The organism is Chitinophaga sp. CF118 (genome assembly GCF_900112615.1).
Taxonomy (GTDB): Bacteria; Bacteroidota; Bacteroidia; order Chitinophagales; family Chitinophagaceae; genus Chitinophaga.
This window is the reverse complement of the sequence record NZ_FOMK01000003.1, coordinates 983,778-1,009,365: the sequence shown is the minus strand read 5'-3', so window position 1 is coordinate 1,009,365 and position 25,588 is coordinate 983,778. Positions and strand designations below refer to the sequence as shown.

22 protein-coding genes are annotated in these 25,588 nt (G+C 41.3%); 10 read left to right on the top strand and 12 right to left on the bottom strand.

Annotated elements, in window-relative coordinates; translation table 11 throughout:
- Positions 1-12 precede the first annotated feature (12 nt).
- The 4 genes from BM176_RS16305 to BM176_RS16290 all read left to right on the top strand — a co-directional run bounded on the left by BM176_RS16305 (position 13) and on the right by BM176_RS16290 (position 3,925).
- On the top strand, positions 13-492 hold the full coding sequence (locus BM176_RS16305; protein ID WP_090104851.1) for a response regulator: 480 nt from the start codon (positions 13-15) through the stop codon (positions 490-492).
- A 76-nt stretch (positions 493-568) separates the two neighbouring features.
- The gene (locus BM176_RS16300) at positions 569-1,741 is read left to right on the top strand and encodes a glycosyltransferase family 4 protein (protein ID WP_090104850.1); all 1,173 of its coding nucleotides are present in this window, start codon (positions 569-571) and stop codon (positions 1,739-1,741) included.
- A gap of 457 nt (positions 1,742-2,198) precedes the next feature.
- Positions 2,199-3,557 carry a sigma-54-dependent transcriptional regulator gene (locus BM176_RS16295; protein ID WP_090104849.1) on the top strand — a complete coding sequence of 453 codons (1,359 nt, stop codon included), beginning with the start codon at positions 2,199-2,201 and terminating at the stop codon, positions 3,555-3,557.
- An 11-nt stretch (positions 3,558-3,568) separates the two neighbouring features.
- Positions 3,569-3,925 (top strand): hypothetical protein, encoded by a 357-nt coding sequence (locus BM176_RS16290; RefSeq protein ID WP_090104845.1) that lies wholly within the window; start codon positions 3,569-3,571, stop codon positions 3,923-3,925.
- A 68-nt stretch (positions 3,926-3,993) separates the two neighbouring features.
- On the opposite strand, the gene BM176_RS16285 is transcribed toward BM176_RS16290, so the two are convergent.
- From BM176_RS16285 to BM176_RS16270, 4 genes are all read right to left on the bottom strand, one after another.
- Positions 3,994-4,449, bottom strand: coding sequence for a PA2169 family four-helix-bundle protein (locus tag BM176_RS16285; protein WP_090104843.1), 456 nt, complete (start codon positions 4,447-4,449; stop codon positions 3,994-3,996).
- A gap of 181 nt (positions 4,450-4,630) precedes the next feature.
- A complete protein-coding gene (locus BM176_RS16280) occupies positions 4,631-5,041 on the bottom strand; it encodes a nuclear transport factor 2 family protein (protein WP_255373521.1) in 411 nt (136 codons plus the stop codon).
- 171 nt (positions 5,042-5,212) lie between these two features.
- Positions 5,213-5,479: a hypothetical protein gene (locus BM176_RS16275; protein ID WP_090104839.1), complete on the bottom strand. Its 267-nt coding sequence runs from the start codon at positions 5,477-5,479 to the stop codon at positions 5,213-5,215.
- Positions 5,480-5,562: 83 nt separating this feature from the next.
- Positions 5,563-6,063 carry a DUF4251 domain-containing protein gene (locus BM176_RS16270; RefSeq protein ID WP_090104837.1) on the bottom strand — a complete coding sequence of 167 codons (501 nt, stop codon included), beginning with the start codon at positions 6,061-6,063 and terminating at the stop codon, positions 5,563-5,565.
- A 215-nt stretch (positions 6,064-6,278) separates the two neighbouring features.
- Between BM176_RS16270 and BM176_RS16265 the strand changes: the two genes are divergently transcribed.
- A complete protein-coding gene (locus tag BM176_RS16265; protein WP_143097831.1) occupies positions 6,279-7,628 on the top strand; it encodes a sensor histidine kinase in 1,350 nt (449 codons plus the stop codon).
- A 97-nt stretch (positions 7,629-7,725) separates the two neighbouring features.
- Here the strand turns inward: BM176_RS16265 and BM176_RS16260 are convergent, their stop codons facing one another.
- The 5 genes from BM176_RS16260 to BM176_RS16240 form a co-directional block, all read right to left on the bottom strand.
- A complete protein-coding gene (locus BM176_RS16260; RefSeq protein ID WP_090104833.1) occupies positions 7,726-9,132 on the bottom strand; it encodes a SusD/RagB family nutrient-binding outer membrane lipoprotein in 1,407 nt (468 codons plus the stop codon).
- 10 nt (positions 9,133-9,142) lie between these two features.
- The gene (locus BM176_RS16255; RefSeq protein WP_090104831.1) at positions 9,143-12,268 is read right to left on the bottom strand and encodes a SusC/RagA family TonB-linked outer membrane protein; all 3,126 of its coding nucleotides are present in this window, start codon (positions 12,266-12,268) and stop codon (positions 9,143-9,145) included.
- 175 nt (positions 12,269-12,443) lie between these two features.
- Positions 12,444-13,205, bottom strand: a complete 762-nt coding sequence (locus BM176_RS16250; RefSeq protein ID WP_090104829.1) for an HNH endonuclease family protein — start codon at positions 13,203-13,205, stop codon at positions 12,444-12,446.
- 15 nt (positions 13,206-13,220) lie between these two features.
- Complete coding sequence (locus tag BM176_RS16245) at positions 13,221-14,504, bottom strand: AAA family ATPase (protein ID WP_090104827.1); 1,284 nt, start codon at positions 14,502-14,504, stop codon at positions 13,221-13,223.
- 77 nt (positions 14,505-14,581) lie between these two features.
- A complete protein-coding gene (locus BM176_RS16240) occupies positions 14,582-16,069 on the bottom strand; it encodes an OmpA family protein (protein WP_090104825.1) in 1,488 nt (495 codons plus the stop codon).
- A 66-nt stretch (positions 16,070-16,135) separates the two neighbouring features.
- Here BM176_RS16240 and BM176_RS16235 point away from each other — a divergent pair, with 66 nt between their 5' ends.
- Positions 16,136-16,498, top strand: a complete 363-nt coding sequence (locus tag BM176_RS16235; RefSeq protein ID WP_090104824.1) for a DUF1304 domain-containing protein — start codon at positions 16,136-16,138, stop codon at positions 16,496-16,498.
- 76 nt (positions 16,499-16,574) lie between these two features.
- On the opposite strand, the gene BM176_RS16230 is transcribed toward BM176_RS16235, so the two are convergent.
- Positions 16,575-18,710: an alpha-galactosidase gene (locus BM176_RS16230; protein WP_090104822.1), complete on the bottom strand. Its 2,136-nt coding sequence runs from the start codon at positions 18,708-18,710 to the stop codon at positions 16,575-16,577.
- A gap of 267 nt (positions 18,711-18,977) precedes the next feature.
- Here BM176_RS16230 and aqpZ point away from each other — a divergent pair, with 267 nt between their 5' ends.
- Positions 18,978-19,685 (top strand): aquaporin Z, encoded by a 708-nt coding sequence (gene aqpZ / locus BM176_RS16225; RefSeq protein ID WP_090104820.1) that lies wholly within the window; start codon positions 18,978-18,980, stop codon positions 19,683-19,685.
- Positions 19,686-20,158: 473 nt separating this feature from the next.
- Here the strand turns inward: aqpZ and BM176_RS32200 are convergent, their stop codons facing one another.
- On the bottom strand, positions 20,159-20,344 hold the full coding sequence (locus BM176_RS32200; protein WP_143097830.1) for a hypothetical protein: 186 nt from the start codon (positions 20,342-20,344) through the stop codon (positions 20,159-20,161).
- 130 nt (positions 20,345-20,474) lie between these two features.
- Complete coding sequence (locus BM176_RS16215) at positions 20,475-21,215, bottom strand: SDR family NAD(P)-dependent oxidoreductase (protein ID WP_090104816.1); 741 nt, start codon at positions 21,213-21,215, stop codon at positions 20,475-20,477.
- 96 nt (positions 21,216-21,311) lie between these two features.
- Here BM176_RS16215 and BM176_RS16210 point away from each other — a divergent pair, with 96 nt between their 5' ends.
- Genes BM176_RS16210 through BM176_RS16200 form a run of 3 tightly spaced genes read left to right on the top strand, consistent with a single transcriptional unit; the run spans position 21,312 to position 25,534 of the window.
- The gene (locus BM176_RS16210) at positions 21,312-21,671 is read left to right on the top strand and encodes a winged helix-turn-helix transcriptional regulator (RefSeq protein WP_090104814.1); all 360 of its coding nucleotides are present in this window, start codon (positions 21,312-21,314) and stop codon (positions 21,669-21,671) included.
- A gap of 36 nt (positions 21,672-21,707) precedes the next feature.
- Positions 21,708-23,027, top strand: a complete 1,320-nt coding sequence (locus BM176_RS16205) for a hemolysin family protein (protein WP_090104812.1) — start codon at positions 21,708-21,710, stop codon at positions 23,025-23,027.
- An 8-nt stretch (positions 23,028-23,035) separates the two neighbouring features.
- On the top strand, positions 23,036-25,534 hold the full coding sequence (locus BM176_RS16200; protein ID WP_090104810.1) for a YfhO family protein: 2,499 nt from the start codon (positions 23,036-23,038) through the stop codon (positions 25,532-25,534).
- The last annotated feature ends 54 nt before the right edge of the window (positions 25,535-25,588 follow it).

The following is a 25,588-nucleotide window of genomic DNA, read 5'->3' as shown; positions in this document are numbered from 1 at the left end:
AAACCGCAGCATATGGCTAAGAAGTTTGAAAGCAAGATATACGTGGTGGATGATGATCCATTCTGCCTGGCTACATACGACAATCATCTGAGAGCACAGGGATACAAGCATATCACGTGTTTTTCCTCAGGACAGGATTTCCTGCAAAAGCTTTCTGAGGATCCTGGGATTGTGCTCCTTGACCACGACCTGGGAGATATGACCGGGCTGGAGTTATTAACAGAAATAAAGAATTTCAACAGCAACATATTTGTCATTTTCGCCAGCGCACGGCAACAGCATGAGATCGCAGCAGCATCACTTAAAAATGGCGCATTCGACTATATCATAAAAGACGATAACGTCTTGGAACATATAACACTCACATTAAACAAACTTTTTGTGGTACAAGATTATCTAAAGAAGAAAAAACGAAATAACCGCTTCTTCTTTTTCTTTAGCCTGGCGGTGGCTGTATCAATGATCATCAGCTTTTTGTATGAAACTTTCTAAACCGTAGACAACAGGCTTTGCATAATTTGTTTTAGTCCTCTTTATCCCTATACCTGTTTTCTTTAAATACCTTTTTATGAAAATAATTGCTATTCATTTACAAAACGACAGGAGCGGCAGTACCATGGTATTTCGCCAGTCTTTAGAAGCATTATCAGATAAAAGTGTGCAGGTCCATCTAATCACTAACCGGACAAAAGATGCTCAGGGTTTTCTTACAGGTATACCAGGCGTACATTATCATTATATAAATTATACAGAACGGGGGAACAAATGGCGTAGACTCTTCAGTTTCCTGCTGGCACAGTTGCTCATTTTTACGAAGATTATGAGACTGTATGAACCGGAAGACAAGGTGTATATTAATACACTGCAACCTTTCGGAGCGGCAGTTGCCGGCAGGCTGAAGCAGGCGCCAATTATCTACCACATTCATGAAACAGCGGTTCATCACGCCAGAATGAGAGCCTTCATGACAAAAATAGCACAGAGGTATGCAACCCACGTCGTATTCGCATCACGCTTTGTACAGTCACAGTATACCTTTAAGATGTCGGAGAAACATGTGGTACATAGCTGCCTTCCGGAATCCTTTCTACACGATGCAAGTATTAATGCCAACCGTGGCTTACGTAAAACAGCGTTAATGGTGGCCGACCTGGAAAGTGAGAGCGGTGTGCCCAAACTATTGGAACTGGCAGCTATTATGCCTCAGATGAAGTTTGAACTGGTATTGAATGCCACGAACACAGATATAGACAGCTACATCAGCCCGTTATTTGTACCGGAGAACGTAACAATTTTCAATACACAACTGGATATGCATCCTTTTTATCAACGCGCTGCAGTGGTATTGAATCTTTCACAAAGTCACATTGAACAGGAAACCTTCGATATCAGCATCCTGGAGGCTATGAGTTATGGCAGACCAGTAATAGTACCGCTTGCTGGCGGAACAAATGAACTGGTAGCACACGGATGGAACGGTTACCGCATCAGCGGGCAATATATAGAACAGGTAAGAAAGCATGTGGAACAACTGCTTAGCAATAAATCGCTCTATGCAGATATGAGTTGTGCGGCACAGCTTGTTGCATCACAATTCAAACCACAACATTTCAGGCAGCAGCTGGAAGATATTTTCCTGGAAGGCACTTTATTTACGGCCAAGAAGAAACATGAATTTCATTCGGAAGTGTTGCTTTACCCTGCCGCTTTACAGGAATACATTAACAATGCAATGAACTAAAGATATTTAATAAGGTTGTCAACTTGTGAGTGCATCATCCCGGCCCCTGGTGAAATTGAAGGATTTGTTGAACAGGGGTCCGGTGATGAAAAAAAACAGAACAGGAACATATAAATTATTTGTGAATTTAGAGAGCGCATCATCCCGGCCCCCGGTGAAATGGAGGGAAGCAATCAGGACGGGGGTTCGGTGATGTATTGTTCGAAGAAAATTATTTGTGAATTAAGAGAGCGCATCATCCCGGCCCCCTGGTGAAATGGAGGGAAGCAATCAGAACAGGGGTTCGGTGATGTATTGTTCAAAGAAAATTATTTTGAAATTATTGCCAATCGAGGAGCTGTCATCCCACCCCCTGTGAAACTGATAAGAAGTGCAAAAAGGTTCGTGCAATTGAAGGATATTGGATAGGGGGCCGGTATGATTGGAAAATTTCCTAATTTAACGGAAAATTCCATGAATGCTCGATTTTAAGATATTCATTGTTGAAGACGATAAATGGTACGGAGGCTTATTACACCACTACCTCGGCCAGAATCCAGATTACGAAGTAACCCTGATAGAATCAGGTAAGGAATGTCTCGCACAGATAAATCGTAAACCAGATCTTGTTACTATAGATTTCGGACTACCGGACATGAATGGTGAAGAACTCTTCAAAAAAATCAGGCAGGCACAACCAAATCTCCCCGTTATTATCATCAGCGCACAGGAAAAAATTACCACCGCAGTAGATCTTTTGAAAATGGGTGTGGAAGATTACCTGGTGAAAGATGAAAACACACAGCAACTCCTCTGGAACGCCGTAATCAGGCTCCGGGAGAAACAATCCCTCAGACATGAGATCTCCGAATTAAAAGCTGAACTCAAAACAAAATATGACTATTCCAGGTCGATCATTGGCAACAGCCCTGCATTACAGGGTATTTTTAAACTGATTGACAAGGCTGCAGGTTCATTGATCAATGTATCTATTTCCGGCGAAACGGGGACGGGTAAAGAACTGGTAGCTAAAGCGGTACATTACAATTCAAACCGGAGCAGCCAGCCTTTTATTGCCGTAAATATGGCAGCCATCCCCAAAGATCTGGTGGAAAGTGAACTGTTTGGTTATGAGAAAGGAGCCTTTACCGGGGCACAAACCCGGAAATCCGGCCGGTTTGAGGAAGCCAACGGCGGTACTCTCTTTCTCGATGAAATCGGGGAAATGGACCCTAATATCCAAAGTAAACTACTACGTGTATTACAGGAAAAGGAACTAACCAGACTTGGCGGTGTAAGTAAAATAAAACTGGACTTCAGACTGGTAGTCGCTACGCATAAAAATATGGCGGAAGAAGTGAAGAAAGGTAACTTCCGGGAAGACCTTTACTACCGGATTGTAGGTTTGCCACTGACGCTGCCACCCCTGCGGGAACGAAAGGAAGATATATTACTGCTGACACAGCATTTTCTGACAGGCTATTCCAAAGAAAATGGGATCCATGAAATTAAGCTATCCCCTGCTGCCAGGGAAAAACTGCTTAGTTACGATTATCCGGGTAATATCCGTGAATTAAAATCTGTTGTAGAACTGGCTGCTGTGATGTCTGAGAACAATCTTATAGAACCGGATGATATCACTTTCCTCTCCGGCAATACCAATGATGTGAATGCTGTACTCAATGCCGAATTAACGCTACGCGAATATACCAGACTAATTATCCGCAATTACCTTAAAAGGTATGACGATAATGTATTACTGGTGGCAGAAAAACTGGACATCGGTAAATCAACCATCTATAAAATGCTGCAGACCGGTGAAATTGAAGGCGCTTAACTTTATATCTGATGAAACAACAGCATGCATTATATTCATATCAATACCTCTTCAAAATATCAAGTACAAGTCCTGTGTTCATTAAAAAAATGATCACGCTTTTTCTTAATTCCCTCACAGAATATATGATTGATCTTGAACGGCAAATGAATGCCAGGAATCTCATAGAACTGCAAAAAATCATTCATAAATTAAAACCAAGTGTATTAAGCTTAGAAGTAAAAGGAGCAAAAGAGGACCTGGCCAGTATAGATGCTGCCACAAGCTGGAATGAACAGGTACAGGAGAGTGTAGAAAGATTACTCCATACTTTCAACACGATAAAACCATTAATGCAGCAGGATCTGGAAACATACGGTGATGAATAAAAATATGCGGTCGGACAACTGAATAGTTATCCGACCGCAAGCAAAGATTGAAATGGTATCAATCTACATTATTTGGCCGCATCACGTAAAGCTTTCACTTTATCGTGAGAGCGTTTCAGGGTCTGTTGTTGTTCAGATACCATTTCACGCAAATAAGCTGGTAAATCTTCATCTTCCAGCGCATCTCTATATGCTCTTTGTGTAGCATCTTCTCCGGCTTCGCAATTAGCTAAAAGCGCCTTACGATCATGCCCTGTAAATACTGCTTTTATGTTTGTCCAGGCACGGTAAATTTTACCTCTCGTGGTAGTGGAATTATCCATATCGCCACCCAGTACATTCACTTCAGTACCCAGGGCCATACGAATTTCATGACTTTCGCTGATCATAGATGAAAAGAGTGCTTTCAGATCTGCATCTGCAGCTTTCGTTTCATGAAGAGCTTTTTCATAACCTTCAATACGATCGTTGTTAATCTGAATAAGATCATTAAGCGTTTCGATTGTTTCAATTGTTGCTTGCATAAAAAATCTTTTTATGTTAACAGATATAGTTTTTATAACCCAAGGTTATAACTATACCTATATAGTGGAAAAATTATGCCACAACGTATATCGCGCTTATACGCACGTATTCAGATGCACAACGTAGAAATGAAGGAATGAGAATCATCACTATGGGTAAAATAGTGTACGGCCTCAGGCGCTATTTAGCAGGTGCTGGCGCGGGTACATGCACAGCCTGTCTTGCCAGCAATTTCCATTGGCCACCGTCTTTCACCCATACAAGTAATACATATAAATGCACCTCTCCTGCTTTACCATTATCATTGGTGGTCGCATTTAAAGTATGCCTTACAATTGCTGTATTACCGGTAATTGAAATTGTCTGATCAGCCAGCTCAATGGTTACAAAATCTGATTTGCCGCTCACAATATTATTTACAAAAGCGGGCTTATCTTCTATCTTACCGCCGGAATGTCCATAACTGAGCTTAGCGTCAACTAGCTTTTCAAGCATAATTTTATCAGCATCTACCATTGCTTTACGCAATGATTCTACGCTGGAAGAAATGGCCTTTTCATCTTTGGTCTGTGCAAAGGAAAATGTTGACATGGTGCAAAATGCTAAAAGCAAAAAATAAAGTTTCATAACGGATTAAGTTGTGCTTTAAAGATAGTTAATTAAGAGACAAAACACAATCTCATAAAAAAGTCCGGCTCCGTCAAAAAGTATCCTGTTAAGGAGCCTTTTGACGGAGCCGGACCTAAAAGAAGAATATACCCTTTAATTCATCGAATTTTCATTATTCCGCATAAATTCCTGGAATGCTTCCAGTGTCCAATGTTTATAATCTTCCAACTGAATTCCCAGGCGCTCATCACGTTCTATCTCCTTATATTCCCGGCTATCCCAGTATCCTTTTGCAAGTGATTGCACATTCGTACTTGTTTCCCTTGCAACAGTACTATAATCCTCCGGATAACTTCTGTAATTACCTATGGCCAGTACCTGAATTTCGTGCTTAACACTTTCTTTACTTTTCTTAGACATGGTTAATTTTTTTAGTTCGCAGGTATAAAAACAACAATTGTTCCTTTATGCCATGATCACAGATACCTTAAGAGAACTTTAACTTATTTTTTTATTTTCTTTTTATCAATATAACCGCTAAAAGAAATGGGTTGCCTGTTATTGCTAATAACCTGCAATGAGGCATATCCGGTTGATGAAATGGATAAGGATAACTGGCTTGCATCCTGTGTATCATGCGGTTTTATCAGAATATCCCACCCTCCTTTTTTACGTTGGGTTTCCTTGTAGTCAAATTTCGTGGAGGTGAATTTGATCCCCCCTTTAGTAGGATCCATTGGTGCAGTATAGGCACGCCCGAAATAAGGAAGATAACAGATAATGGTATCTGGTGATACCTGCAAGTCGTATTCAGCCGTCAATTGCCGGTTAGGTACAGCTCCGGTTGGCAAAACTGTTTGCGCTTTAAATACGTAATTATGAGAAGTTACCATTTGTTCTATAGCTTCTTTTTTTAAATCATCCTTTTTCTGAGCATGTAAACCGCTAGAAGACAATAAGATTAGCGTAATTAAACCAGTGCTTATTTTTTGTAAGCGTTTCATAAAATTAATTTTAATTAAAAATCTGCTAATATCATTCCACAATTTGTAGAATAACAATGAAAAATGCGATTATATTTGAGGCGGGATAATCATCAAAAGGCATCAATCGTTCGTACATAAATAAATCAGTATCACATATTTGTGTCATGAAATATTTTGTTATAAACGATAAGTTTTGTCTAACTTAAGATCAGCACAACTAATAAAAACCAAATTTGCGAACGGTTTTACGTAATAAAACTAATTTCTGGGAAAGGCTTACCGGAGAGCCTGCAGAATTCTCATTAGAGAACCGGGCTTTTAATACCATCAGCGTTATTACCATGTTATTATTATCGGTATTATTACCGTTTAATATAATACTTGGCTTGACATTGGTTTCTATCATTGTGGCTGTATTACTGGTGTTACAATTATTCTTCTTTTACCTTTCCCGTTATAAACGTATTTACGGTATTAGTATGCTGGTATATGTGATTCTCAGTTACATCACATTAATAGTCACTTATTACCTGAACTCCGGCAGTCATGGTCCCGCATTATTGCTATTCTTCCTTACATTTAATCTACTGATTGCATTCAGTCCGCGAAAACAACACTGGATATGGGCCTTCCTGCATCTGTTATTTCCCGTACTGTTACTTACCCGCGAATATCTGCACCCATCCTGGATCCTGGATAGCTACCAAAGTGCAAAGAACAGGTACATTGATATATTATCCAGCTATGTCATCACACTTGTATGTACTTATCTAGTCACGAACTACCTGCGTAATAACTATAACAGGGAAAAACGGAATGCAGAAGAGAGAGCTAATAAGATAGATACGCAGAACATCAACCTGGAACAGCTGAATCAGAAAAAGGATAAACTCTTTTCCATTATAGCACATGATTTGCAAAGCCCCCTCAATTCTATCATTACCACATTACACCTGATTGCGGAATACGATTTGAAGGAAGAAGAAAGGAAAATGCTTGGTGACGAACTGCTTACACTCACCAAGAATACATCCAATATGCTCAGTAACCTGCTCACATGGTCTAAGATGCAGATGGATGGAAGAGGAGTACGATTATCATCTGTTGATATATACAGTGTTGTGGAAAGGGTCCTCTCTCTTCAGAAGATGCTTGCAGATAAGAAGTCTGTCAGTATCATTTCAAAGGTAGACCCTTCCATTTTTGTAACAGCAGATAATAATATGCTGGAACTGATTCTCCGCAACCTGGTGAATAATGCTATTAAATTTACTCCTGCCGGCGGACGTGTAACTATCAATCTGCAGGTAAAAAACAACCTGTGTCAGCTCATGATCACAGATAATGGTATTGGCATAGACCCTAGTCAGAAGGAAGATATATTTTCTCTGAAAACACAATCTACCTATGGCACCAATAACGAAAAAGGAATAGGTCTGGGACTGGTACTGTGCAGAGAACTCCTTGCATTACAAAATGGTGAGCTGTGGTATGAGAGCGTGTTAGGACAGGGTACCACCTTTTATGCAACGATACCTGTTACTGAAGCAGAAGCAGAAGCTGATGGAAGAATATCTGCATAAACAGTTTCTATCATTCTAACATAATTGCCCCTGTTTACAGCTAGAATGTTTAGCTGTAAACAGGGGCTGCTGAAGATGGAATTTCATCTGGTTTTTATTACTGATCCCACCACAACTTATCTGCCAGAGAATTTACAACCGGTACATTAGCTGCATTTCTGCTTGTTTCAGAAGATGGGTACCCAGATCTCCTTATAAACGTTGAAAGCAGCGCATTTTTTGGTAAAGCAAAATCTTTATACTGATAATCAAACCTACGTGCATCCGTCCATGTTTCCGGCTGCAGGAAAGTAGCGACATATTTCTCTTTAAACAACAACGCTTTTGTAAAATTAGCAGTTCCCACTGCTACTACAGGATTAGCCAGATACGCATCTCTTTCTGCAGGTGATACTCCTACCTTATTCATATTGGCTGCAATCCCATCCAGGTAAGCCTGATAGGAAACAGCTTTATCTGTATTGAAATAAGCCTCTGCTTCAATGAATTTCAACTCCGCAAAGGTAACCATCAGTAATGGTGCTCCGGGGGCAGAATAGAACCCTTTAAGCGATAAATAACACTGTCCTGTATCAGTACCTGACCCTACACGACCGGCACCATTCACAGTTCCCCTGTAATCACCATATTTGGTGGTATCTGTAATATGCGGCAAACGGGGATCAAATACACCGTAGGTAGTACCATTTAGCGCATTAACAAAAGTAGCACTCAGCCAGCCGTCGAGAAGTTGATTGGAATTCCTTACGGCCACACTATCCCAGGGGCTCTGATTTTCAAAACGGGTGAGTTGTGCATCCCCTGCATTGGAAGTATATGCATGACTCAATGCTTCCAGGATGGCTGGTGGATTATAATCAGCCCGTTTGCTTACGCGGTTCAGCAATCTTGCTTTCAGCGCGTAAGCTGTTGCTATCCACGCTGCTTTATTACCAGCATGGATCAGATCATTACTGGCATCAAGTTTCACCTGTGGATTTTCCAGGTTAAAAGCAGCAATACCTGCATTCAGTAAAGTAAGACAGGTATCATATACATTCTTTGCGGAATCGTATTTCGGTTTGAAAATCGTTATGTTCCATGCCTCTGTATAAGGCACATCACCGAAAAGGTCTATCAGCATACTGATATTAAATGCTTCCAATACTTTTGCAACTCCAATATGCTCATAGGCCTTTTTTTCTATGGCCAGTGCTTCCATCTGACGGATATCTTCCACTGCCAGGTAAAGGGTTCTCCAGGTACCGCTTCTGTCTGCATCATCATAAATATCTGAGGCACTGGCTACATTGGGAGAGGCCAGCTGCTGCACATAATAAGAAGAGATATAACCTGTATAAAAAACGTTCTTACCTGTTGCATAGGTAGTCGCTGCCAGTAAACCATTGATAGGAGGTTTATCTGTAAGATTGGGATTGCTCTGATTTACATCCAGGTATCCCTTTTTGCAGGCCGGTAGTAGAAACGATAATATAGCTATGTATATAAGAGATATTCTTTTCATGATCACCAATTTAGAATTGAAGGTTTACACTAAACAAGTAGCTTTTAGTGGCCGGATAGGTAAACCCGGAAAAACTGTCAGACGCATTATTACCTGCGGAAGAGGAACTTGTTTCAGGATCAAAGCCTGTATATTTCGTACTCAGCCACAGGTTATTACCTGTAAAGGATACGGATGCCCCACTGATTACTTTTGTACGTGTTAACCAGGAAGCTGGTAGTGCATAAGACAATGAAAGGGAACGAAGCCTTACCCATGAGGCATCCTCTACAAAGTTTTCACTGGAACCCCTATAGTAGTTCCTGTAAAACCCTACCCCATAATCAATTCCATCTGGTCCTACACCCTGCCCCAGGTAAACTGCTTTTGTATTAGGCGTACCATCTGCCAGCACTCCTTTGAATACAATTGTCTGATCCCTGTTTTCTGTAACCTTCGACTCTCCGAAAGCCGACATGAAATTGGCCAGTTGATTATATTTATATTGTCCCTGCCGTACATCTATCAGCACAGATAAAGAGAGTTGTTTATACCGGAAGGTTTGTAAAGAACTACCTATCCATTTGGGCAAAGAGTTACCCAGGTAACGTTGTACAGAAGCACTTTCCAGCACAGGGAATCCGTTTGCGCCTATTACTACTGGCAAATCCCTTCCTAATGTTACCTTATCATCTGATTTGTTTCCATAATAACGCAGGTAATTACGGCCAAACAGGGAACCATAAGCTCTGCCGGGAACCAGTTTACTGGTAACGCTGGAACTGAGGTATCCGGATTGTGTGGAGATCACTATTTCGTCCAGCCCCTGATTCAGCTCGAGTACTTTGTTCTTATTTGTTGAAAAGTTCATCCTGAAATCCCAGCTGAAATCTTTAGTGCGTACCGGTGTTGCTGATAAAGTCACTTCGAGACCTTTGTTCTGTATTTCCCCGGCATTGACATATGCTTTGTCAAAACCTGTAGAGTTAGACACATTCACCGGCACTATCAGGTCTTTGCTTTTTTGCTGATAAGCAACTACTTCCAGTCCCAGCCTGTTATCCAGGAAACGGAGTTCTGTACCTATTTCTGCTGTCTGTGTAAATTCAGGTCGTAGCCCGGGATTACCGAGCGTTCTGCTCTGGTAAAAAGGAACAGAGAACCCGATGGGAGTACCTGTGGAGAATCCGTTTGTGATAGCATAGGGATCTCCGTCTTTACCAATTTTTGCATAGGAGAATTTGAATTTCCCATATGTCCACCAGGAAGGTAATTTAAACTGATCGCTGAAAATATAGCTGAGACTGATGGAAGGATAAAAGTAACTGCGATTGTCTGAGGATAAGGTAGAGCTCAGGTCATTTCTGCCTGTCAGTTCCAGGAACAGGTAATTATTAAGACCGAATGTGAGGTCTGCAAAATAACCGTAGTTCCTGTAATCATAAATGTAAGACTCCCCTCTTACCCTCTTCGCATTTCCCAGCAGGAACAGGTCAGGCACTACCAGCGTATCGCCCTCTACACTATTACGCCTTAATTTCTGGTCGCGCAGGTCGTGGCCCAGTTTCAGGTCTATCGAAAACTTCTCATTGATAGTATGGTTGATATTCGCTATCAGTGTAGAGGTGATGATCCTGCTACGGAGATTATATTCATACACAAATCCATAACCGTTATCATTCAGGTTCACAGCTTCTCCTACTAATCCTATAGGACCCGGAGCAGTATGTGTTCTGCCATCTGTATAAAAATCATTCCCGAAGCGATAAGAGAAGTTCAGCCACTTAGCAGGGGCATACCTGATAAAAGTGCTGGCAATAGTTCTATTCACATTATCCCTGAATTTATTGGAATAAAGTGTGTACATAGGGTTGTTTGTACCAGCACTATATGTTTGCTGTGTACCATCAGGTTTCAGATAATCTTTTATATTCCAGCGGGGCGACCAGTAAATGATCTGTTCCCCGTAACGGTCTGAATTCACCCTGTTGCCACCGGAACTGATATAATTAAGAGAGGCGCCGGCACTGATCTTTTCACTGATTTTAAACTGCCCGTTGATGCGGGCATTGTAACTCGTATAGTCGCTGAATGGAATCACCCCTTCCTGGTCTCCATAGGAAAAAGATCCTATTACCTGTGCCCTTTCCGTCCCCCCGCTTACATTGATGGTATGCCTTGTTTGTGTACCCGTTTTAAAGGCCTGTTTATAATTATTATACAGCTTGTCAGGATGTGTAGGATCTAATGCTTTCGCCGCTTCAACAGTGGGCCCCCATGTAGGCCAGAAGCTAGTGGGATCATACACTCCCAGGTATCCTTGTGAGAACCGGGTTTGTACATCGGGGGTTTTATTCACTTTATCGAATCCATACATACCGCTGTAAGTCACCTGAAGTTTACCTGTTTTAGCAGTTTTGGTCGTAATGATAATTGCTCCGTTTGCAGCTCTGATGCCATATAATGCAGTGGCAGCACCACCTCTCAATACAGACACGCTCTCAACGTCATCCGGGTTGATATCAACAGCACGGTTACTCATTCCTCTTGTTTCTGCACCTCCTGTTGTATAAGTACTGTTATCTATTTCAACACCATCTACAATAAACAACGGCTGATTATTTCTATCGGCCAGCGAATTGATACCACGGATAATGATACGGGCACCCTGTCCCGGACCTCCGCCTGCACTGGAAATCTGCACACCGGCAACTTTCCCCTGCAATGCATTCACTACATTCGATTGATGATTTATGTTCAGGTCTTTGCTATCGACCTGCTGAATGGTATAACCAAGAGAGCGTTTCTCCTTTTTAACACCGAATGCGGTGACCACTACTTCATTCAGGTCTTTCTGTGAAGAAGTCATTACAACATCCAGCGTTGCCTGCTCTCCTACCGGTAACGGTTGTGTGTTATACCCCACATAAGAGAAGATCAGCGTAGCATTGTCTCCACTTAATGTTATCATGTAATCGCCGACTGAGGAGGTAAACACATGGTTCTGTGTTCCCTTTTCAATAATTACAACTCTCTCCAGCGGTTGCTTGTTTTCTGCGGCGGATACTACTCCCCGTATCACTCTCCCTTTCTGAGCGAATGCAGAGGAACAGGTAACTAACAAGAGCATTACCACCAGCCCTGTAGAAATTTTCATAAGCAGCTTTGTTTTTAATAAAATGTGATTGCTCCTGGCTACATTGGAGTAGGAGGATTTTGGTCGTTTAGCAAAAATGGGCCCTTGGCAAAATGAATGCACAGGTTATTATGCATCGGGTCGAGATGAAATTAACAAAACAATAATTATTGTGCAACAATTTATTTAATTTAATTTAGGATTGGATTGGAGGACGTGATAAAGTGGAGTAATGGTTATCTATATCGAAAGATTTGGAATCTGTACCGGGGAATGCAACTAATACCAGACCATCAGAAGTTGTAATCCCATTAATAAGAGCAAGTTTCACTTCTTCAAATGCATTAAATACAGTATACCAAACACTAAAATATCCATTAGTACGGGCAAGTTCTATAATGGCATCAAGATTAGTTGAAGGAACTGGTTCTGTATATTTCTTATACTGCCTTTCTGCAATATCGAAAACTTTCAACCTGTTATCCCAACGATCATCTTTATCTGAATATTCAGGATGATCGGGCAGCCTGTCTAAACCGATCAGATCGATAAATGCTTTAGTTCTTATTCTATCTATTCCTGTAACCTCAGGTTTTATCTGAATAATACCACCGGTCAATACTTCTATAAAATGAAGTAAGTTATTCGTGTGAGGCAAATATGGATTTAAAACTGCCACATCTTTATTCTTCTTAACTGCATTGCAATTTACACAAGCTAATAGAAAATTATCCCATCGCCCCTTGAGATGATCATAAATTAAATTGCCTGTGGCATCTTTACATTTCCTGCCATAAATATGTTCAACATGCAATGCAGAACGACTGTTATATTTTTCACAATATGAACAAAAAGATCCTATTTCATTGGTAAGGTCTACCTTTGCATCTTTCCAGTCGGAAAATTCTAAGGGAATATTTGGAGCACGATAACGAATGGATTTAACAATAGGTCTCATACTAAAACATCAAATTTATCTTGGGAATTCTGATTCCAACAATGCCACATAAGCCGGATCATTGTTATACCTTATTCTTAATTCGTCCAATTTTACTTTTGCCTGTTCAATAGCAGCTATATCAGTTTTATTTTTCACAAGGCTAAAGTAATCAGCCGCAGCCCTTTTCATCTCCAGAAATTTCTCGCTTCGTTCTACATTAAGCACTCCCATTTCATATTCTGAAATCTCTTCAATACTATACTTATTAGGTGCTTCGTCCAACCCATCAGTTGCATCCAGATTAATTAATTCATTTGCTTCAAGGCTTTGCACGATAAACGGAGAGTGGGTTGTAGCCACGAATTGAATACCCGGGAATGCCATTTTCAGATCATTCACTAAATGTCTTTGCCACTCCGGATGTATATGCAGATCCAATTCATCAATCATAATGACTCCCCTGCTTTCTATTATTGCAGTAGCATCGAGATATCCGTTTAATACAATACAACGGTATGCAATCTCTGCCACCATTTCCGTAAAAAATCTGATACCATCACTATGAAGTTCCAGAGGAAGCAGATCAGAAATTTCGTCTTTCATCTTTACTTTGAGCCAGAGTTTACCATTTACACTGGTAACTTCCTCTATATACCGGTTTGCCTTTATCAATGTTTCAAAGAAAGCATCTTTAGTATGTTCATATTCCTTTCCACTACTTTTCAATACATCATAAGAAGCCAGCCAGTCTTCATATTTAAAGTTGGTAAATTTCATATCAGACCAATCCTGATATCCTTCTTTAAAGATCTGCCTGCCTATTCTCGATTGCCTGTTCCTTACCCCACCACCTGCAGCTCTTGAAATACTAAAAAACGCGATAACAGGTAAGAATGCACTATCATCCCCTTCTTTCATCACTGTTTCAAATTTATCTTTACCCATAGATTTTATTAACCCTACATCTGATTCCGATGATGTTGTGCTATTGCTTTTCTCTGTGATCTGGCGCCTCCATACAATAGGATTCTCAACATCCGCAAAGGTTCCTACTGCTTCTATTTTTACTGGCTTTTGTGGCACTAACGATTTATTCACATTTAACTGGTGAACTTCACTCTGGCGGATATGCACTTTTTTAACATCAGGAATTGCCAGAAAAAAACTCCCGCAGGCAATACGTAGCGCTTGAAGGATAGTAGATTTCCCCATGCCGTTAATGCCAATGATAACGGTAAAATTAGGATCCAATGAGTATGTCTTTTCATCATCTCCTATGTTTCTGAAATTCCTGATAGTTATCTGATCGATATTCATATACTGAATACTTTTATTCAATTTACACACAAAAGTGCAACGAATTTAGGTATACAAAATGATAAATATCCATTTTTTTAATCCGCACTATGAAAGATTATTATTTCGACACGCCGGTTCTTTTTTCGACCTGCTGGTGTTCTATTATCCGCTACTGGAAAGGTTTCCCCGGCTCCGGTTATCTGTCGGATATCATTTCCTAAACCTGATTGCTGCATGTAACCGGCAACTGCATTTGCACGTTTTAAAGACAAGTTATAATTATACTCATCATTACCTGCATTATCAGTATATCCTGTTACCTGTAATTGCACACTACCATCTCTTGGAATTTTTCTGATCAGACTATCAAGTGCTCCATACAATGCCGTATTCAGTTCACTGCTATTAAACTTAAACAGGATATCGGGAATTACAAGTGTATCAGGTTTAGGTACTATGCGGACTTTTACCGTATCCGGTATGCGGCAGAGAATCATTTCTATACGGTTGTTATTACCTGAAACAGTATCATAACGCGGCTGTTTCTTTCCCATACCCCGGATGTCAAAATCTTCAAAACTGTATCCTTCATTATACACCAGGTAGGTGGCCAATGCTTTTACTTTATCAAAAGAAATGATCTTATTATATTCATCGGATGCAGCCTGCCAGGAATAACCAATTAGCTGAATCCGTTTCTTACTGTTATTACGATAACTCTTCAGAACATCATCTATCTGTTGACGGTAATTACTATTGATCGTATTGCGATCTGGAGAAAACAGATCATCTTTTAAAATAATCGTATCACACCCTTCCTTATTCCCATCTAATTTATGCAAGATCTGTTTACCGGGAGGAGATACATAAGTATCCGGAATTGTGTGCCGGTGATGTTCTGCATATAGAAATTTATGGATGCTGTCGGCCTCTTTACAAAGTTCGGAGGTTTCAATTAAAGGAGTAATGCTGATACTATCTATGAACAGCTGGGCATTATTGTACAATGCATATCCTTCTTTTTTCTGTGGTGCTTTAAAATTACCGATGATGATATGGGTAGTCCGTTGAGTAGCTACATAATTTTTCTCAAGCATATACCAGGGATGATTGAGGCGCCAGAGTTTCTTCTGCTGATCTTCCTCATTTAGTTCCATACTGGCAGGTACAGACAAACAACCGGCATTTTCAGTGAATATAAATGCTGTATCAAAACGGATACCTGCTCTCAAAGGATAATTCTCCGTATTCATATAAAAGCGGATACGGTATGTAATTCCTTTTTCCATTGGGCAAAGCAGGCGCGTCTGGATATATACCCTGGTATCCGGGTTATCCCGGCCCTCCAATAGCAAGGATACATGATGCTGCCCCTGTAAGGCTGTGCCATTACACAGGTATTTCATCTTTATGACTTCCGGGGCTACTGCCACCCAGGCACTGGGTGCACATGGAGCAATATATTCCGTACAGATGTTTACGTCCTCAAAGGAAGCATTAGGCACCAGGTTTTGCGCTGGCAACTCTAAAGTATAGCAACAAAATAACATCCCCAGGATGCTTTTTATAACATAGGTAGACATGTACGTGGAATTATTAATATCTTCGCCTCTCCTTAAAACCCTAACTCGATACTAAATTTACTACATATGTTGCTCTTAATTAAATTTCTCATTGGATTCTGCGCCCTGGAACACCTATACATCCTCTGGCTGGAGATGTTTGCCTGGACTACCCGAGCGCCAAAGGTCTTCAAAAATCTACCGGCCCATCTGTTTGAGCCTACAAAAGTACTCGCCGGCAACCAGGGGCTGTATAACGGCTTTCTTTCCGCAGGACTGATATGGTCTTTTTTTATCGGGGATCAGAGCTGGGCATTCAATATAGCGTCCTTTTTCCTGGTTTGTATAGCTGTGGCAGGGATCTACGGAGCCTTTACTGCTGGTAAAAGGATCTTTTTTGTACAGGCGGCACCAGCTATTATTACTTTACTGCTAATCTACCTGTATTAATTTATCGACTTACCTCTGGCATTTAAGAAAACACTTTGAAAAGTATAATCCTACTTTCCAAAGTGTTCATTATATCTTATTGCGCTGTTATCTCAAGTACCATACTGGATAATTCATTCCTGGAAGTTACAGGTAATCCTACCTTCATCAGGTAATCTCCTCCATATACCTTTCCTGATAATGAAGATGATCTTCCTTTTTCCAGATTAATCTCCTGCAATTGATACTGCTTTTTAGGATCTAGCCCCTGTAATTTCACCAGTTCAAAACTCTCACCATAACGGGAATGCAAAGTGTAAGAGAATAACACTGCTTTTTCTTTAGAGGCATACATTAATACGGCCCTGTTTTCCTGGTAAGGAGAGATTAACCTGTACAAGTCACCATGACTGATAACAGGGTATAAACGTTTATAGTCCTTCACCGCCTGCTGACTGAACTGCCACTCTGCATCGCTGAATTTATCCAGGTTGATATCATATCCCAAACGTCCCATCATCGCCACATCCGTCCGGAATTTAAGTGATTGTTTACCCCATGAAGTAACGTGATTGGCTACCGTAAAAGAGGGGAAGAAATAAGAGTAACCCCATTGAATCATTACTCTTTCAAATCCATCTGTATCATCGCTTGGCCAGAATTCAGTGAAATAAGGCAAAGCACCATAATCGATGCGACCACCGCCGCCAGAGCAAAGCATTATGGGAAGATGTGCATACTTCGCCCGTAAGCGTTTAAGCACCTGGTAGAGGCTACGGGTATATTCAATATATAAAGCAGACTGGTTGTCTTTCAGATAAGGAGACCAGCCATTAGTGATCATCCGGTTACAATCCCACTTGATATAGGCAATACCAGGATTGGCAGTCAGCATATTATCCAATACCCCAAATACAAAATCCTGTACTTTAGGATTGATCAGATCCAGTACCAGTTGATTACGGAAGTAGTCTTCTTCCCTGTTTGGCAATTTCAGGATCCAGTCGGGATGTTTTTCATATAGCTCACTTTTAGGATTCACCATTTCCGGTTCCACCCATATTCCGAATTTGATATTCTTTCCTGTAGCCGTTTTTACAAGATGACCAATACCATTAGGTAATTTGGTTTTATTCTCCTGCCAGTCGCCCAATCCGGTATGATCATCATTCCGGGGATATTTATTAGCGAACCAGCCATCATCCAGCAGAAAAAGATCTGCACCCAGTTTTTTAGTATTATCAAACAAACCGGCCAGCTTTTCTTCATTGAAATCAAAGCCGGTAGCTTCCCAGTTATTCAGCAGAACAGTTCTCTGTGTATCCCCATCCAGCACTCCATAAGTACTTGCCCAGTGGTGAAAGTTTCTGCTGGCAGTTCCTTTACCATCAGCAGAATAAGTGAAGATAAAAGCAGGAGTTTCGAATACTTGCCCGGGGAGCAGTTTATACTGAGATGCGTAGTTATTCATACCGGCAATTACACGTAAAGAGTTTTGTTCATCCACTTCAAAGGCGAACCTGAAGTTACCAGTCCAGGCAAGTGTACCCGCAATCAGCGCTCCATGCGTTTCTGTAGCCGGTTCATCCAGGGATACGAAGAAAAAAGGAGCCTGATACATAGCGGCCCTGGTACCCAGTTTGGTATCCAGTATTTTGATACCGCTTGTCAGCTCATGCTCCTGCATCTTCATTTCTTCGGCCCAGTCGCCATGGAAGTTGGTCAGCCAGTATTTATGTGCATCGAAATGCAACATGGAGGATGCAAAGTTATAGAGAGTAACAGGACCTTTCTCCTGATGTTTGATCTCTGTCCAGCTTTTAAAGATATCTTCCCTGTAATAAGCAGCAATGTGTAACAATACTTCAAAAGGATACTTAGGATCTTTCAGTGATACCGTAGTGACAGTCACATTATCATCCGTTTTGTCCTTTTTCTCTTCAGCAAACAACAGCTCAAGAGAAGGATTACCATCTGTATGCATAACGCTGATGGCAGGTTCAAACAGGTTATTAGTACCGGCAGGAACATAGGCTTCATGCCTGCCCGTTTCAACGCTATTATATTGTGACAGTTTTTCTCCCAGGTAACTCTGGAATACTTTCCCTTTTTCATTGACGGATAGTAATAACTGCAGATGTTCCGTTTCTACAGAAATCTTCTTTTGTGCCCGGAGAACGGATCCTGGCAGGCATAACAGTACTAGAAAAGCAATGACTACATGTTTGATCATAACGTTAATTTGGTTCGTGGATCTTTAATGGAGCGCTTAAACTATAATTTTTTTGGGTAAAAGTTTCTTTTTTTTTGAAAAGAGGAAGATTGGATTCAAAATCAATTAGTATTGACGCTTTAAAGTATTTTCAGGATATTTGACTACAGATCATCAAAAACATGCTAACACGAACTTTTTCTGATTAATCCTGTTTCTCTATCATGTGAATAATTTTTCACCCCTTTTCTACATCACTAACCACATTTTTATCATCTAAATCTTATTATGAAAACAACTACTTTTTCAAAATTCTCTGCTGAATTCTTTGGCACAATGGTATTAGTTTTAATGGGCTGTGGCAGCGCAGTAATTGCAGGATCCAATGGCACCACCGGCGTTGGCTTATTAGGTATATCCTTCGCATTCGGCTTGTCTGTTGTGGCAATGGCTTATGCTATTGGTCATATATCAGGCTGTCATATCAACCCGGCCATTTCTATTGGTATGGTTATAGCAGGCCGGATGAAGACAGATGAAGCTGTTGTTTATATCACCGCCCAAATATTAGGAGCTATTGTCGGTGCAGGTATTCTGCTTCTTATTGCAACGGGGAAAGAAGGATATAGTATTGCCGATAATGGATTAGGGCAAAATGGCTATGCTCTTTCCTCACCGGCGCATTACAACCTTCTTTCCGGTTTTATTGCCGAGACTATCTTTACATTCATATTCCTGTTCGTTATTTTCGGCTCTACTTCTTCCAAAAACATACATGGTGGTTTTGCAGGTTTATCTATCGGTTTAAGCCTCGTACTTATACATATTGTAGGCATTCCGGTTACAGGTGTATCTGTAAATCCGGCACGGAGTATTGGTCCTGCATTGCTTGTTGGAGGTGCCGCTACCAGCCAGTTATGGCTGTTTATCGTAGCTCCCTTTCTTGGCAGCATTCTGAGTGCAGTTGTATGGAGATACTTGCTGGATAAAAAATAGCAGAGAATACTGACGGCACCAATGATACTTGCAATTTCAATGATGAACGGATCTGATAGTTCTTTTAATTGCGTACTCATAATGTTTGTCTTTTTTAATTATTAGAACAGGTAATTCGCATTGCCTTTATACTTTGAACATACGTAGCACATACCTTGAACATCCTTTGAACACATTTATGCGAACTAAGGGTGTTCAAGGTACGTTCAAAGGGCGTTCAACCTACGAAGCAACTATAGACTCACTATTAACTTGCTATCAACTTGCCCTATACTCAGGGACATTTCAATTGCAATATAAGTACTGATTTATTTCCAATTCCGGTAAACTACATGGGCTTCGCAAACAAACTACACGAACACCATTAAAAACTGCACAAACGTTTTTTCATGTCAAAGACATTGGCGACTTTCCTTGGATTTTCAGCGAGTATCTTTTGTAAAAGACCTATGTATTTACTTATGCATAGTAAGCTACCGGCACACACTACACGTACCGCCATTCTGTGAGCAATTCTTGCAATACTTACAATTCTTACAGGCGTTACATACTCCGCCTTTACGACAGGTAGCATGTACTGTACTGGTTTCTTTATGGAGTAATGCATATCCGGCTAAAGCGGCAATAAGTAGTATGATTAGCAGGAGATACTTCTTCATAATGGGGTTATTATATTGAAGTACTAAGTAACGGCTTATTAACTTTTATAAGGTTAATAAGCCGTTAAAATAAGATAATAAGTGGCCAGATAGCTGGCTAGTTTGCGGCTTCAGCAGATAAATTCATTTATCATGTATTAAACCCACCGTCTATCGTCAACTCAGTACCCGTAATGAAGCCTCCTTCTTTTCCTGCAAGGAAAGTCACTAACCCTGCAATATCTTCAACATTGCCATAATGCCCCAATGCCATAAATCCTTTTAATGCTGCTGCATGCTCCCCGCTATCGGGATTCATATCAGTATTTGTCGGGCCGGGCTGTACCAGGTTTACTGTGATCCCTTTAGGTCCCAGTTCTCTTGCCATTCCCTTTGTAAAACCAATTAATGCTGATTTACTCATGGCATACAGTGTTGCCCCTGTGCCTACTACCCTGCCCGCCAGGTTACTTCCTATACTGATCATCCTCCCTCCCGTAGGCATATGAGGAATGGTAGCCAGCGATGCCATGAAAACGGCTTTTACGTTCACATCCATCATTAGATCATAATCAGCGGCTGAATGGTCGGCCAGGGGCTTTCTAAAGTAAATGCCGGCATTATTCACCAATATGTCTATACGGCCGTAGGTAGTTGCTACCTGTTCTACGGCAGCTGTAACCGCTATGTGGGAAGCACTATCAGCTTCAATGGCCAATGCTGTATGCCCGCTGAGAGCCAGATCTGCGACCATTTGCTGTGCCTTTTCGGCCGATTTCACATAGGTAAATGCAACTGTTGCTCCCTGTGCTGCCAGCCGCTTTACAATGGCTGCTCCCATGCCTCTGCTACCTCCGGTTACTAATGCGACTTTGTTTTCAAGCTGTTTCATAATAATATTTTTTGTTAATTGTTTGTAAAAGTAAACTGCTAGCCTTAATTTTACCAGTACCGATAATATTGTCCAGTACTGACAAAAATGTAAGTAATGAGAAAAGAAAGCTCAACTAATACATTGAACAGAGAAAAAATACAAGGTGATTGTGGGATGGCTTACACACTCGACCTGATAGGTGGAAGATGGAAACCAGCCATATTATGGCGCTTGCTGGAAGGCAAAATGCGTTACAGTGAACTGAAAAAAAGTATTCCGGCTGTTTCTGAAAGAATCCTTGTATTACAGTTAAGAGAGCTGGAAAAAGATGGGCTGATCAGTCGACTGGTATATGCGGAAGTTCCGCCCCGTGTAGAATACGAACTAACCAGTAACGGACAGTCCCTCCAACCTATGCTGCAGGTGATCTCCGATTGGGGCGATATTCACAGACCAAAAACAAAACCTAATTAAACCATAAAAAGCTTTTTGTAACTAACTAAGACACTAATGACCATCGACATACTTTTTACTATTTTTTTAGTCCTGCTGAATGGCTTCTTCGTGGCAGCAGAATTTGCAATTGTTAAAGTCCGATCCTCGCAGATAGAAGTGAGTTCCGGCCGCAGCAAAACTGTTTCGCTGGTAGCTAAAAGTATTCTGAATAACCTTGACGGTTACCTGGCTGCTACACAATTAGGAATTACCCTGGCCTCCCTGGGCCTTGGATGGGTAGGAGAAAAAGTAATGACAACCCTGATCATTGATCTTTTTAATAACACATTAAATATGCGCCTGTCTGAAGAAACAGCGCACAAAGCAGCATTGCCTGTTGCCTTCATGACCATCACCATTCTCCACATCGTATTTGGAGAACTGGCCCCTAAGTCACTGGCTATACGCAAACCGGTACCTACTACCTTTGCAGTAGCACTGCCACTCAAATTATTTTATATTGTTTTCCGCCCCTTCATATGGATTCTCAACAGCCTGGCAAATGTGATACTGAGCCTCGTAGGGATCAAACCGATGCATGAACATGAAGATATTCATACAGAAGAAGAGCTGCGTGTAATCATTGCAGAAAGCCATCAGGGAGGAGTTATCGAAGAAACAGAAAAAGCACTGATCCAGAATGTTTTTAACCTGGGCGACAGGCAGGTATCTGCTCTCATGACACCGCGTAATGAAGTGATATGGCTGGATGTAACAGATCCACCGGAAATAAACAAACAAAAAATCCTTACACAGAAACATACTGTTTATCCTCTGGTAAAAGGCGATCTGGATAATACTACCGGCTTCATATACTCTAAAGACCTGCTGAGTGAAAACTTTAATGGTGCGGTGAATAATCTCACTGCCATCAGCAGGAAACTGCTGGTAGTAACCGTACATAACCGCGCCTACCAGCTACTGGAACTCTTCAAAAAAGAAAGGATCTACCAGGCAATGGTAGTAGACGAATTTGGATCTATCAAAGGACTTGTTACCATCAACGACATCGTGGATGCTCTCGTGGGCGACATTTCAGAAACCAATGAGTTTGAGTATGAAGTGATCAGAAATGATGATGGTAGTATGCTGGTAGACGGACAACTGCCCTTCGTGGAATTCCTTGAACTGATGGGGGTAGATGCAGATCCGCAGAAAGCGAATGTTACGTCTTTTGTTACACTCGGTGGTTTTATCCTCGATAAACTGGGCAAAATTCCTGAAAATGGCGATAGCCTGAATTGGAGAGGCCTGAAACTGGAAGTAATGAAAATGGACCAGCACCGCATTGCCAAAGTACATGTTTGTAATATAAAAAAATCACAGGAAGACTAAACTACTCTATGAAAAACAACTGGCTTAGAACCCTGATGCCACATGCGATTGCAGTGCTGGCATTACTGCTGTTGGCAGTCCTTTACTGTAAACCCGTATTGGATAATAAGATCCTCAGTCAGAGTGATAACGTACAATGGCAGGCGATGGCCAGGGAATCGCTGGATTATAAACAGGCACATGGTATCACCTCCTTATGGACCACCAGTATGTTTGGCGGTATGCCTACCTATCAGTTGTCCATGGAATCTCCGTATAATTATGATAGTTATATTCCCGCTATATTATCATTAGGCTTACCTAAGCCCATCAATGTATTATTCCTGGCAGCCTTTTGTTTCTATATTCTTTGTATCGTTCTGGGAGCAAATCCCTGGATCGGGTTTGCTGGTGCAGTAGCATATACATATGCCAGCTACTCGCCTATCATCATTGTTACAGGCCATGATACCAAAATGCTTTCCCTGGCATACCTTCCGGCGGTCATTGCGGGACTCATACTCATTACACGCAAACAATACCTGCTGGGAAGCGGGATCATGACCCTTTTCCTGACCTACTTCGTTGCTGCCAATCATCTGCAGATTACTTACTACTTTTTTCTGATGCTTGCTATCATAGGTATTGCATTTGCTGTATATTGTATAAGGCTGAAAGAGTATAAACACCTGCTTACAGGGGCATTGCTGGTAGCAATGTCTGTAGGACTTTCGCTTGGCTCTAATGCGGTGAGCCTATGGAGTACCTACGAATATTCCAAAGCAAGTACCAGGGGTGGTAAATCAGAATTAACACCTCTTCCTTCACAAAGTAAAATGGTTAATGGCCTTGATAAAGGTTATGCCTTTCAATGGAGCTACGGTAAGTTTGAAACATTTACTCTCATTGCGCCTGATATATATGGTGGTAGTTCTACAGGATCTCTCAGTACCAGTTCCGCTACTTACAAACAACTGGAATCGCTGGGCGTTCCTCCCACACAGGCAGAACAACTGATTAAAAGATGGGATCTCTACTGGGGAGATCAATCCCTGCTGGGAACTTCCGGTCCGGTTTATCTGGGTGTTGTTGTATGCCTGCTGGTTATTTTAGGACTCTTCATCGTCGAATCATGGCATAAATGGTGGCTAACGGGTATCACCATACTGGGTATCTTCCTTGCATGGGGTAGCAACCTGGAAGCATTCAACTACTTTATGTTTGATCATTTCCCGTTGTATAACAAGTTCAGGGCACCTTCACAGGCACTGATCATTCCACAGTTATCTTTTGCGATACTGGCAGTGATGACACTGAATGAACTGATCAATGGTCAACTTCCCAAGCAGGAACTGCTGAAAAAACTGAAGTGGACAGGTATGATCACCGCCGGAATCCTGGTAATGCTCCTGATTGTGTCCGGCAGCCTTCCCTTTACCAATGCAACAGGCAACATGAATAATCCTGGTAGTGACGACCAGTTTCATGCGCAACTTGTACAAATGGTACAGGGTAATACTTCCGTTGCCGACGGACTTATGCAGGCCCTGCGGGAAGACAGGGCGGGCCTCTATAGAAGCGATGTGTTACGTTCACTCTTATTCTGCGTACTTACTTTCGGTATCATCTGGTTCTTTATTAAAGGCAAGATCAAAGCGCAATGGTTTACGATAGGTATCATCCTCCTAATCATGACAGATCTGCTGCAGGTGGACAAACGATACCTGAATGATGAGAGCTTCATGGATGAAACCAGTTATAGAAATCCTTTCCAACCTTCTGCTGCCGATCAGCAGATATTACAGGATAAAGATCCTTATTACCGCGTATTCAACCTTACTGGTAGCCCTTTTCAGGATGCCATGACCTCCTACTTCCACAAAAGCGTGGGTGGTTATCATGCTGCTAAACTTCAACTCTATGAAGATCTCATAGAACGTCAGATTAGTCGTAACAACCTGCAGGTGCTGAATATGCTGAATACGAAGTATATTATTGTACCGGGAGCTGACAGGCAACCGGTTGCACAACGTAATCCGGATGCACTGGGCAATGCCTGGTTTGTAAAGCAGATTAAATGGGTACCCAATGCGGATGCAGAAATGAATGCTTTGAATACACTCAATACCAGGGATACAGTTGTAATTGACCAACGTTATCAGCAAGATGTAAAAGGTACTCCTCAGTTTGATTCATCAGGATCTATACACCTTATTGCCAATAACCTGAATAGTATCTCCTACAAATCAACAGCCTCAGCAACACAGTTCGCTGTGTTCTCTGAAGTATATTACAAAGATGGTTGGAAAGCTTTTATTGATGATCAGCGAGTACCTTATTCCCGTGTTAATTATGCATTGAGAGGGATGATTGTACCAGCAGGCACTCATACGATCACATTTAAATTTGAACCTGCTGTGTATTATAGTGGGATTAAGATTTCTTTGTTTAGTTACTTTATTATGCTGGGATTACTGATAGGTGGCTTTGTGGTTAACTGGAGATCCTATAAAAAAATGAAGTCCTGATCTTTCTTTATATTAATAAAACCCGGCTCCATAACAGAGCCGGGTTTCTTTTAT